The sequence below is a fragment of the Sphingomonas sp. Leaf33 genome (assembly GCF_001421785.1).
In the GTDB taxonomy this organism is placed as follows: domain Bacteria; phylum Pseudomonadota; class Alphaproteobacteria; order Sphingomonadales; family Sphingomonadaceae; genus Sphingomonas.
The window spans coordinates 370,355-382,854 of record NZ_LMLB01000017.1 but is presented as its reverse complement, the minus strand read 5'-3'; the positions used below and the strand labels follow the sequence as shown (position 1 = coordinate 382,854).

General features: G+C 69.4%; 8 protein-coding genes. All 8 read left to right on the top strand.

Features of this window, described 5'->3' with window-relative positions:
* Window positions 1-539 precede the first annotated feature (539 nt).
* From ASE86_RS14975 to pelF, 8 genes are read left to right on the top strand one after another with little or no spacing between them, the layout of a single operon-like run.
* Window positions 540-3,869 carry a M10 family metallopeptidase C-terminal domain-containing protein gene (locus ASE86_RS14975; RefSeq protein WP_082441962.1) on the top strand — a complete coding sequence of 1,110 codons (3,330 nt, stop codon included), beginning with the start codon at window positions 540-542 and terminating at the stop codon, window positions 3,867-3,869.
* 19 nt (window positions 3,870-3,888) lie between these two features.
* Entirely contained in the window at window positions 3,889-5,286 is a 1,398-nt protein-coding gene (gene pelG, locus ASE86_RS14970) for an exopolysaccharide Pel transporter PelG (RefSeq protein WP_056428671.1), read from the top strand.
* A 19-nt stretch (window positions 5,287-5,305) separates the two neighbouring features.
* Window positions 5,306-6,175 carry an endo alpha-1,4 polygalactosaminidase gene (locus tag ASE86_RS14965; protein WP_056428668.1) on the top strand — a complete coding sequence of 290 codons (870 nt, stop codon included), beginning with the start codon at window positions 5,306-5,308 and terminating at the stop codon, window positions 6,173-6,175.
* Window positions 6,172-7,755 carry a tetratricopeptide repeat protein gene (locus ASE86_RS14960; RefSeq protein ID WP_056428667.1) on the top strand — a complete coding sequence of 528 codons (1,584 nt, stop codon included), beginning with the start codon at window positions 6,172-6,174 and terminating at the stop codon, window positions 7,753-7,755. Before ASE86_RS14965 ends, ASE86_RS14960 begins: the two co-directional genes overlap by 4 nt.
* Window positions 7,752-9,230: a tetratricopeptide repeat protein gene (locus ASE86_RS14955; RefSeq protein ID WP_056428664.1), complete on the top strand. Its 1,479-nt coding sequence runs from the start codon at window positions 7,752-7,754 to the stop codon at window positions 9,228-9,230. The genes ASE86_RS14960 and ASE86_RS14955 overlap by 4 nt, the downstream gene beginning before the upstream one ends.
* Window positions 9,227-10,171, top strand: a complete 945-nt coding sequence (locus ASE86_RS14950) for a hypothetical protein (protein ID WP_156347211.1) — start codon at window positions 9,227-9,229, stop codon at window positions 10,169-10,171. Before ASE86_RS14955 ends, ASE86_RS14950 begins: the two co-directional genes overlap by 4 nt.
* Window positions 10,171-11,013, top strand: a complete 843-nt coding sequence (locus ASE86_RS14945; protein ID WP_056428659.1) for a hypothetical protein — start codon at window positions 10,171-10,173, stop codon at window positions 11,011-11,013. The genes ASE86_RS14950 and ASE86_RS14945 overlap by 1 nt, the downstream gene beginning before the upstream one ends.
* Entirely contained in the window at window positions 11,010-12,491 is a 1,482-nt protein-coding gene (gene pelF / locus ASE86_RS14940) for a GT4 family glycosyltransferase PelF (RefSeq protein ID WP_056428655.1), read from the top strand. The genes ASE86_RS14945 and pelF overlap by 4 nt, the downstream gene beginning before the upstream one ends.
* The last annotated feature ends 9 nt before the right edge of the window (window positions 12,492-12,500 follow it).

Here is a 12,500-nt window from a genome sequence, read left to right as displayed (position 1 = left end):
CCCCCCCCCCTCGTTTCAACACCACGACCGGGAATGACCATCATACCCGTCGCGCACAGTGAGGGGATGGTGCCGCCAAGCCGGACGGTTCGGACCGGCCGTCGGTTTTCCCGTCCTGCTCGATCTCCAAGGTCTGGCGGCAGTCGATGGCGAACCACGACATCGTGGCGCCGATTGAGGCCGCACGCGACTTGCCCCGCCGGATCACGACCCCGCGTCTCGCGATCCGGCCCGACGTCGAACACGACGGCACTGTCCAGTATCATGATGTTTTTCTGAATAGGCCGGGCCCGTTCCTGCCCGGAACGCCGCGGCTGAGGACGGGTAGACGCGGGACGCGCTGCGTTCGCGGCCAGTAACTTTTGCGACCTGGGACGGCGCGTGCTGTCGAATGTGAAAGTCCGCCCGCTCCGTGTCAATTTGGAACAGCGCGGAAAAGGCACGCTGCCGCACATTCCGCAAACGCTTAACTTATTGTAACGCGCCGCCGACGCCCGACGAAGGGGCGACACTGCGAAAGGTTAGCGAACATGGTTACGATGACGCCGGTTGTCGACGGCAATCTGTCGGATTGGTCGACCGCCGATCGGATCGACCGTGAACTGCCCAACGGCTATGCGATCTATGCCCGCGCCGTCGGCGACAGCTTCCTGTTCGCGCTGAAGTCGCCGACCGCGATCGGCGCCAATACCACCGCGTGGCTCAACACCGACCGCAATACGGCGACCGGATACCAGATCTTCGGCTTCGCCGGCGGTGCCGAATACAACGTCAACATCGACGCCAACGGCGTGGTGTCGCTGTTCAAGGGCGATGCCGGCCAGACCCTGGTGCTCGCCGGGCTGACCGCGGCATGGTCGGCCGACCGCACCGCGCTGGAATTTGCGGTCCCCAAGGCGGCGATCGGCAACCCGGCCGCCATCGACACGCTGTTCGACATCAACAACAGCGTGTTCCTGCCGGGCAGCTTCTCGTCGGGCGGCTTCACCGTCTACAATTCGGTCGACATCGCGCCGGCCGCCGACACGCGAATCGCCATCGTCTGGTCGGACACGACGGCCGCTGCCTATTTCAGCCAGACCGCCTATTCGCAGCTGTTCATGGCCGCGCAGAGCCAGGCGATGCAGGCCGGCGTGCCCTTCGACATCATCCGCGAAAGCGACCTGACCGACCTGGCGAAGCTGGCCAAGTACGACAGCATCGTCTTCCCGTCGTTCCGCAACGTCGATGCATCGAAGGTCGATGCGATCACCACGACCCTGCAGCAGGCGGTCAAGCAGTTCGGCATCGGCCTGATCGCCGGCGGCGAATTCATGACCAATGCCGCAAACGGGTCGGCCCTGCCCGGCGACAGCTATGCGCGCATGAAGCTGTTCTTCGACGTGACGCGCGTCACCGGCGGAACCGGCGACGTGACCGTGAAGGCGACCGACACGTCGCTGGTGCTCGACGGCTACGACCAGGGCCAGCTGATCCATCAGTACACCGGCGTCGGCTGGAACGCGATCACCAGCGTCAGCGGCACCGGCACGACGATCGCGACCGAGACGATCGCCGGCCAGACCTATGCCGCCGCCATCGCCAGCCAGACCGCGGGCCGCAACGTGCTGTTCTCGACCGAAGCCGTCATGGCCGACGAGAACCTGCTGCAGAAGGCGATCGATTATTCGGTCAACGGCAGCGGCCTGTCGGTCGGGCTCCAGATGACCCGCAACGTCGGAATCGTCGCGTCGCGCGTCGACATGGACCAGAGCCAGGAGCGGTTGGAGGTCAATCCCGACGGCACGACGCCGGGCATCTATGACAAGCTGATGCCGATCCTGACGGCCTGGAAGTCGCAGTACAACTTCGTCGGCAGTTACTACGTCAACATCGGCAACGATCCGGCGAACGACCAGACGACCGACTGGGCGGTGTCGCTGCCCTATTACAAGCAGCTGATGGACATGGGCAACGAGCTGGGCCTGCACAGCTATACCCATCCCGAAAACACCAACCTGCTGACGCCCGACCAGATCCGGTTCGAATTCGGCGACGAGCGCAGCGTGCTCGAAGCGCAGCTGAAGGCCTATCTGGGTACCGCGGTCAGCATCGGCGGCGCCGCCGTTCCCGGCGCGCCGGAAACGATCGCGACCAGCCAGGAAATCTTCAAATACGTCGATTACCTGTCGGGCGGCTATTCGGGCGTCGGTGCGGGCTATCCCAACGCCTTCGGCTTCATGACGCCGGACAATGCGGCGAACGGCAAGGTCTATCTCGCGCCCAACACCTTCTTCGATTTCACGCTGATGGAATTCCAGAAGAAGACCGTCGCCGAGGCCGAGGCGTTCTGGGCGAAGGAATTCGCGACCCTGACGGCGGAGGCGGATGCCCCCGTCATCGTGTGGCCGTGGCATGATTATGGTCCGGCGATGTGGAGCAACGGCGGCACGTCGCCCTACGTCACGTCGATGTTCACCAACTGGATCGCGCGGGCGGCCCAGTCGGGGATGGAATTCGTCACGCTGGCCGATCTGGCCGGCCGCATCTCCGCGTTCCAGGCATCAACGATCACGACCAGCGTGTCGGGCAACACGATCACCGCCAGCGTTTCGGCGTCCGCAGCCGCCGGCAATTTCGCGCTCGACGTTGACGGTCAAGGCAGCGGCGTGATCCAGCGGGTCGCGAACTGGTACGCCTACAGCGCCGACAAGGTGTTCCTGCCGCAGTCGGGCGGCAGCTTCACCATCACGATCGGCGCGGTCGCGGACGACGTGACCCACATCACCGCGCTGCCGATGCGCGCCGACCTGATCTCGCTCTCCGGCGACGGCCGCAACCTGAGCTTCTCGGCGTACGGCGAGGGCCAGGTCGTCATCGACCTGCAGGCGCCCGGCAATAACTGGGCGAAGGTCACCGGCGCGAGCGTGGTCAGCCTGGTCGGCGAAATCCTGACGATCGATATCGGCGCGATCGGCAACCACAGCGTGACGGTCGGCTATGACGCCAACGTCGCGCCGATCATCACGTCGTACAACGGCGCAGCGACCGCCAGCATGTCGCTCAGCGAGAATGTCGCAGCGGTGACGGCGATCACCGCCACCGACGCCAACATCGCGTCGGGCGACAGCGTCCGCTTCGGCATCGCTGCGGGCGGCGACGGCGCCGCCTTCACGATCGATCCGTTGACCGGGGCGCTCCGCTTCGCCGCGGCCCCCGATTTCGAGGCGCCGACCGATTCGAACCGCGACAACATCTACACCGTCACCGTCACCGCGACCGACGCGCGCGGCGTGGTCGACACCCAGGCACTGACGGTCACCGTCGTCGACGTGGCCGGCATCAATCGCACCGGCGGATCGGGGAACGATACGATCACGGGCACTTCGGAAGCGGACACGCTGAACGGTGGCGCCGGCAACGACATCCTGTATGGCCTGGGTGGCAATGATTCGCTGATCGGCGGCACCGGCAACGACACGATCGACGGCGGCGATGGCAACGACACGATCTTCGGCGGGGCCGGCCGCGACATCATGACGGGCGGCGCGGGCGCCGACATCTTCCGCTTCACCGCCACCGGCGACAGTGCGACGACTGCGACGACGCGCGATATCATCACCGATTTCCAGCGCGGCGTCGACAAGATCGACCTGTCGGCAATCGATGCAAACACTTCGCTGTTCGCCTACGGTGACCAGGCGTTCACGCTGCGGGCCGACGCCGGTGCCGCCTTCACCGGGGCGGGCCAGCTCCGCTTCGCTTTCGAGATGGTCGGCGGTGTCGAGCACACCGTCATCTACGGCAACACCAACACAACCAGCGCGGCCGAATTCTCGATCTCGCTGGTCGGCCATCACGACCTGACGCCGGCCGATTTCATCCTGTGACGCGGTAAGGACACGCGTCGTGGCGGGGATCGGCTTCAGGCTGGCGAAGATGGCCCGCGAAGGCGGCATCGGCGGGATCGTCAGTGCCGCCGCGCACGGGACCGCGATCAGCTCGGGGCCCTGGCTGATCACGGCGGCAAGCGTCGCCATCCTCGCGCAGTGGAGCCGCGGCAGCCTCAGCGACGCCGAGGCGACGTTGCTGCACACAGTGCTGATCTACGCCTTCAGCCTGACCGCGGTCATCGCGGCGCCGATCGGCATCCTTGCGACGCGACTGGTGTCGGACGCGCTGTTCGCCAAGGATACCGGGCGGATACCGGGCATTATCGGTCCGGCGCTCGCGCTGGGCGGCGCAATCGCCGCGATCGTCGGCGCGCTGCTGTTCGGCGGAATAGCGGCGCTGCCGTTTCGCGCCAGCCTGGGCGCCACGCTGCTGTTCGCGGTGCTGACCCAGATCTGGATCGCCGCACCGCTGCTGACCGCGGCCGATCGCTACCGGATGGTTCTTCTCGCCTATGTGTTCGGCATCGCCGTCATCGCGGTGTCGATCGCGCTGCTGACGCGGCCGGAGGCCTGGCAGATACTGGCGGCGATCGTTGCCGGCCTGGGCGTCGCGCTGATCATGCTGGCGGTCGTGCTGGTCCGCCGCTTCCCCGCCCCGGCCCGCCTGCCGCGCAAGCGCCTGGTCTCCGTGCGCCAGGCCCTGCTGGTCGGTCTGGCCGGTCTGCTGAGCGTCGTCGCGATCTGGATCGACAAGTGGATCCTGTGGTTCGGGCCGCAGAGCGTCACGACACTGTCGCCGCTGAGACTCAATCCGATCAACGACCTGGGCAGCTTCCTGGGCCTGCTGACGCTGGTGCCGGGCCTGACGCTGATGCTGATCGTCACCGAAACGCGGTTCGACCGGGTGTTCGGCGACCTGATGGCACGCTGCACCGGCACGTCGCGGTTGAAGCGGATCGAGGACGCGCGCGCCGACCTGATCGGCACGATGGTCGATGGCCTGCGCATCCTGCTGATCTCGCAGTTGATCGTCGCCGCATCCGCCTGGGTGCTGGCTGTTCCGCTGCTCGACTTGCTCGGCGCCGATATTCGCGTAATTTTCGCATTTAGGCAGACCGCGGCCGGTGCCGTGTTCCATCTGATCGCGATCGCGAGCACCGTCGTCCTCGCCTATTTCAACCTGTTCGGACGCATCGTCGCGATCTGGGGCGCGTTCACCCTGACCAGCGCAATTGCGACGGTCTGGCTGTGGAATGCAGGGGTCGGCGCGTTCGGCTGGGGGTATCTGGCGGGGTCGGTCATGGCCGCCGCGATCGGCGTGGCGATGGTCGCGAACGCCACCGTAAATCTTATCTTTATGCTGTTTGTGGGAAACAATCCCGCAGTTGTCGGGGCGGGTGGCCGACTTTTGTAGGACGGGTCGGAACGGCGTCATGAATCGCAGGCGAGTGATGGAAGTGGCAGCGGCGGCCCTGGGCGCCGTGTTCGCCCCGCGCTTCGCCGGCGCCGCCGACCCCGTGCGCCAAGCGCAGACGCTGCGCTGGGGCGTCGATTATTCCGCGACCACCGATCCCGTACTCGCCCGGCAGTTCGACCTGCTCGTGCTCGAACCGCATCATGCGCGCGCCATCGCGCCGCTTCGCGCACCCGGCGCGACTCTGCTCGGCTACATCAGCCTGGGCGAGGTCGAGCGCGGCCGACCGTATGTCGACGCATTGGCGACCGCGGGTGCGCTGAGCGCCGCCAATCCCAACTGGCCCGATGCGCGCCTGGTCGACCTGCGGCGGCGCGAGTGGACGGACCTGGTGCTCGACCGGCTCATCCCCGACATCCTGCGGCTGGGCTATGACGGCATCTTCATCGACACGATGGACAATGCCGAAGCGCTGGAGCGCGAGGATCCGGTCGGCAATGCCGGGATGGTCGCAGCCGGTGTCACGCTGCTGAGAGCCATCCGCGCGCGCTTTCCCGCGATCCGGATCATGCTCAACCGCGGCTATGCGGTGGTCCCGGGCGCGGCGGGTGCCTTCGACATCCTGCTGGGCGAAGCGGTCGCGTCGCGGTGGAGCTTCGTCGACAAGCGCTACGAGCTGACATCGGCCAGCGACTGGGCCTGGCAGCTCGATCGCCTGCAGGCGGCCAAGCGCGCCGATCCGTCACTGACGCTAGCCTCGCTCGATTACTGGGACCCGCAGGATCGCCGCCAGGTCGCCGCGCTGTACGAGCGCGCCCGCGCGGCCGGCGTGTCGCCCTATGTGGCGACGCTGGCACTCGATCGCCTGCTGCCGGAGCGACGGCCATGACGACCCGCCGGTCGCGGCAAGGACTGGTGATGCTGGTGCCGATCGCGCTCGGCATCGGGATGCTCGTCGTCGCGTCCACGCTGCTGCCCAATTCCAGCGAACTGCAAAGCGTCCACGAACATGCGCAGCCGGATACGCCGCCCGCGCCCGCCACGCCCGCCACACCGCCGGCGCTCCCCACGCCGCCGCAACCGAGCGTTACGCCGACGCCGGTCCTGCCGACCGTCGCCCAGTCTGTCGCGACGCAGCAACCGACGTGGCGGCAGCGGTTCGAGACGGCCCGCGCCGCTGGCGACCCCGCCGCGGCGACCGCAATGCTCGTCGCCGCGGCCGATCGTCGGGTGGCTGTCCCGGCCGCCGATATCGTCGCGGCGGGCTATGCGCTGAACCACCCCGACCTGATCCTGCGCGCCGCGTCGCGCGGGGCGATTCCGAAGCCCGATGCGACGCTGGCACTCGACCTCGCGCGGCGGCTGGAAAAGACCGACCTGCTGCCCGAACTGACGCGCGTCGCCGGCGACGGCTGGAAGGCCACCGATCCGTGGCTGGCGCTCCGCGTCGCTGAGCGGACCGGCGACACTGCGGCCGCCCTGCGGGCCGCCGCGCTGCTGCCGCCCAAAGATCGCGATGCCGCGCAGGAGGCGATCCTGACCCGCAGCGGCGACCGCGCCGGGCTGGTCGCGCTGCTTCGCCGTCGTGCCGCGGCCCCGGGCGCCGACCTGCCCGCGATCGCCGAGCGATTGCTGGCAGCCGGGGATCGAGCCGCTGCCATCGCGGTGCTCCAGGCCGCCAGCGCGACCGGGTCCCCCACCACGCCTGCCGCACGCCGCCTGCTCTATCTGCTCGGCCCCCGCCCCCAGTCGCGCGACGTCGTCTGGCTGCTGCGACGGGCGGACAGCGGCACCGAACGCCACCGGATCGGCTGGCTGAACGCGTATGCCGCGCGCGCGACGCCGTCCGCGGCGATCGGCGAGCTGGCACGCCATCCGCTGGGCAACCGGACCGATATCGCGCTGACGCGGTTGCGCTTGGCCCGCGCAGTCGGAGACGACGCCGCCGTGCGCGCGGCCACCGCGCGCCTGCTGGACGGGCGCCCGCTGCCGCAAGCCCAGCTGAAAGAGGTCGCCGCGGCCGCAACGCCGCCGAACGGCGAGCTGCCCGATCCCGTGCTGCGCCCGCTGGCGAAGGCTGGATTGCTGACACCCGAAGAGCGGTTGGGCCAGGCCTGGACACGCTGGAACCGCGGCGACGCCGCCGGCACCGCCGCCATCCTGGACGTGTATCTGGAAGAGCGTCCCGGCGACGCCGCGGCGCTGCGTCTGCGGGGCGACGCACAGGCGAAACTGAGCGGCGAACGCTCCGCCCGACCCTGGTTCGAACGCGCGCTGCGCGCGACGCCTGCCCCCAGCAAGACCGCCGTCGAGCTGCTCGACCGGGTCGGGCGCCGGGCGGACGCCACGCAGATGATTGCAGACCTGCGCCGTCGCAACCCCGGCGATCGGACGCTTGCCGCGCTTCACGCGCGGTTGCTGATCGCGCAGGGCGAACCGGGCCGCGCACGGGAGATCCTATCCCAATGATCCTCGCCCTCCTTTTCCTCGCCGCCGACGATCCGGCCGTGGTGACGCCACCCGCCTGGGACGACGCCGACGCGACCCTCAGCATCGGATCGCAGCAGATTCGCTGGCCGGCCGGAACACGGCTGGACGTCGTCGAGCGCGATGGCGAGCTGGTGGTGCGCGCCACCCGGCCGATCGCGCAGACGGCGATCGATGCGCTGCGCCGGTCGGCAGGCGACGCGATCGAGGATCTGCGCTGGAACGACCAGAGCCTGGTGCTTCGCGCCGTGCCGCCGTGGCGCATCGCCTGGACGCGCGACGGCAGCACGCTGTCGCTGACCTTTCTCAACACCGGCGACGCCAGCCCTGCGGCCGAAGCAGCGCCGCCCGTCGATGCCAGCGTCCTGGATGCCGAACTGGCGCGGATCGAGGCGAGCGCGGCCGCGGGCTATCCCGGCGAGGCGCGGCGGACGGCCGAGGCGCTGGTCCGTCGCTATCCCGACGATCCACGCGCCCGCCGCGCCCTTGCCGATGCGCGCAGTGCAAATGGCGATGCGCGGGGCGCGGACCAGCTGTACCGCGCGCTCGGCGCCGACGATCAGCCCGCCCGCCGCGCGCGCGCCTTTGCGCCCGGTGCGGCCAGCCTGACGACCACGGTCCGCGACGGCGGCGACCTGACGCAGATCGAGATCGCAGGCCGCGCCGATGCCGCGGTGAACGATGTCGTCGCGATCGGCGGTGCGGTGCGTCATATCGACACCACCGTACAGACCACCCCGCGGAATATCGGCGTCACTTCGCAGATCGTCGAGGGCAGCGTCGGCGTGCGGTTGCGCGACGATGTGCGCGCGACGGTGCTTGCCGCCTCGGCGCTCGACACCGGCGTGACCGGCGGCGGCATCCGCTTCGTGGCCGGCCCCAGCGAACTGCAACTCCGCGGCGGGGCTTACTACCGCGTGCCCGACTATTCGACCGCGCAACAGGCGCTGGCCGATGGCGCGCTGTCGCGCGTGACGCTGGGCGGTGCCTACCGCGTGGCGCCCGGGCTCTACGCCCAGCTCGACGGCGCGTGGAACCAATATGGCCTGGCCGGGGCGTATGACGCCAGCGACACGATCACCCTGTCAGGCGGGCTGGACTATCTCGTCCGGCGCGGCTCGCCGTCGCTGACGCTCGCCTACCGGCTCGACGCCGAATATGTACTGGTCAACCGGCGGCCGGCGGCACTGACGCTGATCGATCGCGAGAACCACTCGCTGCTCGGCATCGGCAGCGCGAATGTGCGCGGCGCGCAGGTGACCGGACAGCTCGGCTACACCGTCGATCGCTTCGGCGGTGACGGCCCCAATGTCGCGCTCGGCCTGTCGGCACCACTCGGCGATGGCTGGCGGGTCGAGGGCAGCGGCGGGCTGACGTCGGTGTCGCGCACCGGCTTCGATGGCCGCCAGCTGTTCGGCCGCGCGCAGATCACCCGCGGATTGGGAGCCGGTCGATGATGCGGTCGCCGCACTGGAAGCGCCGGCTGCGCGTCGTCGCCGAGTTCGTCCTGCTGTACGGCGCGCTGCTGGGCGCCGACTGGCTGGTGACCGGGGGCAGCGGCTTCGTCACGCTGTCGCCCAATCCCTACGGCCTGCCGATCCTGGTCATGGCGCTGGCCTATGGGACGGAAGCGGGACTGGTCGCGGCGATGCTGTCGACGGCCGTCTGGCTGTCGCACGGCGAACAGGTGGCCCCGACCGGCGATTACCTCGAACGGCTGCTCGGCCTGTCGCTGACGCCGCTCATGTGGTTCGTGATGGCGACCGCTATCGGCGAGGTCACCAACATCCGGACGCGCAGCCTGCGGCGGTTGCGGCGCGATCGCCAGGCTGCGGCCGGCGACGCGGCACGGCTGGACCGTGCGTATCAGGACCTGGTCGATGCCAACCGCGCGCTCCAGGTCCGTCTGGCGATCGACACCGCATCGCCGGGCCGCGTGATCGCACTGGCGGCGGCGGCGATCAGCGCGCCGATCGACCAGCGTCGTACCGCGTTGCGCGACCTGCTGACCGCGGCCACGCGTACCGACGACTTCACCTGCTACCGCGTCGAACCCGACCAGACGGCACGCGTGTGGCTGCGCGGAACCGCCGCCGGGGCGCGCCCCGTCGTCCTGCCGAAGGCTTTCGTCCACCAGCTTGACCGTGCCGCCGATCCGTTGAGTGTCACCACTGCCGAAGACCGCCCGTTGCTGGCCGATATCGGCGTGGCCGCGGCCGCGCTGCGCGGCGCGGACGGCACGATCATGGGGTGCCTGGTCATCCACCGCACCGGTTTCGCAACGATGGGCAGCCACAGCAGCGCGGAACTGGCCGAGATCGCGACGTGGCTGCCGCAGGTCCTGGACCTGGGTGCGCAACCGGTGGCCCCTGCCGCATCGCGCGCCGGACGGGGGTGATGCGCGCGATCACGATCCTGGGCGTGCTCGGCCTGGTCGACCTGGGCGTGCTCGTCATCGGCTCGGTGCCCGATACCGCGCGCCTGTTCGGCCATCTGGCGCTGTCGATCGCGGGATACGGTGTCAGCGCAAAAATCCGGCCGATCGGCTTGCGCGCGGCGGTCGCCGGTATCGTCGGACCGCTGGGGCTGATGTTCGCGCAAGGCCTGGCGTGGCGCCGCCGCCTCCAGCTGCCCGCCCCGATCGATCGGGACACCGGCGCCGGCCTATCCCTGCCCGCGACCGCGGCAAGGATGCTTGACGGGCGGATGCACACGCCGTCGCCGCACGCGATCGGTGCGTTCGCGACCGTCCTGGCGCACGGCGACGTCGCCGCCCGCCGCCGGACGCTGGAGGCCGTGGTCCGATCATTCCGCCCGTCGCTGTCGCCGCTGATCGTCCAGGCGCTGGCCGATCCCGACCAGACCATCCGCGCTCTCGCCGCCGCGGCTGCCGCGCGCGTCATCGGCAACCTGAGCGAACAGCGCGCCGCGCTGAAAGCCCGGATCGCCCATGGCGACGCGGATGCCGAGGACGCGCTGGCAACGCTGCTCGCCCAGCACGCCGGTGGCAACGCGCTGCTGTCCGATGCCCAGCGCCGAACGATGCGGCAGGATGCACTGGCCTTGATGGCGACGCAGCCGCAGACCGCCGAGCGGCGCCGGCGCTACGACCTGCTGCTGGCGGAAGCCGCATGGGACGCAGGCAGCTACGCGACGATCGATGCGCTGGCCGACCAGCCCGGCGCTCAAGCGTCCGACGTCCTCGATTGGTGGGCCCGTCCGCGACAGGTCGCGCAGTGACCGCGAACCCGGCACCCGCATCCGACACCGCCGACGTCTGCCTGATCGTCGAAGGCGCCTATCCTTATGTCGTCGGCGGGGTGTCGGCCTGGCTCGACGACCTGATCCGCCACCTGCCCGAGCTGCGCTTCGCCATCGTGGCGATCAAGCCCGGCGCGGCCGACCTGCCTCACCGCGTGACGCTGCCCACAAACGTCGTCGATCTGGTGGAGGTCGGCCTGGCGCCCGAACCGCAGCAGCCGCGCGCGGTGACCGACGACACCGCCGCTGCGATCGGCCGCGCGCTGATCCGCGTGATCGCCGAGGACGGGGCGGCGCCGGTCAACGACCTGATAGACCTGTTCACGCGGATCGATCGCCACATCCGCCCGGCCGACGTGCTGGCCCACCCCGTCGTCTTCGACCTGATCCGCGCGCATTACCAGGCGGCGCTCCCCAGCGCGTCGTTCCACCATTTCTTCTGGGCGACCCGCGCGCTGTTCGGCGGACTGCTCGCCTGCCTGACGACGCCGCTGCCGCCGGCGCGCGTCTATCATACCATCTCGACCGGCTATGCCGGCGTCATTGCGGCGCGCGCACAGCGCCAGACCGGGCGGCCGGCGACGATCACCGAACACGGCATCTACCTGCTGGAACGCGAGATCGAGGTGCTGATGGCCGACTGGATTGGCGACCAGATCGATTCGGGGCTGGCGGTCGACCGCAGCGTGGCCGACCTGCGCGACGTCTGGATGCGCGCTTTCTCGAGCTACAGCAGCGCCTGCTACGAGGCGTGCGATCCGATCATCGCGCTGTACGGCGACAATTCCGCGGTCCAGCACCGGCTGGGCGCCGCGCCCGATCGGCTGCGGGTCATTCCCAACGGTATCGACACGCGCCGGTTCGAGACATTGCCCGACCGGCGCGATCCCGATCGCCCGCTGGTCGCGCTGCTGGGCCGCGTCGTGCCGATCAAGGATGTGAAGTCGTTCATTCGTGCCGCAGCGCTGGTTCACGCCCGCCTGCCCGATGCGCGGCTGGTGGTGCTCGGCCCACTCGACGAAGACCCCGACTACGTCGCCGAATGCCAGTCGCTGGTGACGGAGCTGGGGCTGGACGACACGCTTCGCTTCACCGGGCGCGTCGCGATCGCCGACTGGCTGCCGCTCGTCGATGTCCTGGTCCTCACCAGCCTGTCCGAAGCACAGCCGCTGGTGATCCTGGAGGGTGGCGCGTGCGCGATCCCGGTCGTCGCGCCGGACGTTGGCAGTTGCCGCGAGATGATCGAGGGTCGCACGCCCGGCGACGCGCACGGTGGGATCGTTACCCCGCTGGTCAACCCGGAAGCCACTGCCGCTGCGATCATCCGCATCCTGGCCGATCCCGCGGTCCGCCACGCGATGGGCCAGACGATGCGCGCCCGCGTGCTGCGCGATTACGAACACGACACGATCATCGCGGCGTATCGCGAATTGTACGGGGACCTCTGCGACCGCTGACACATCCGC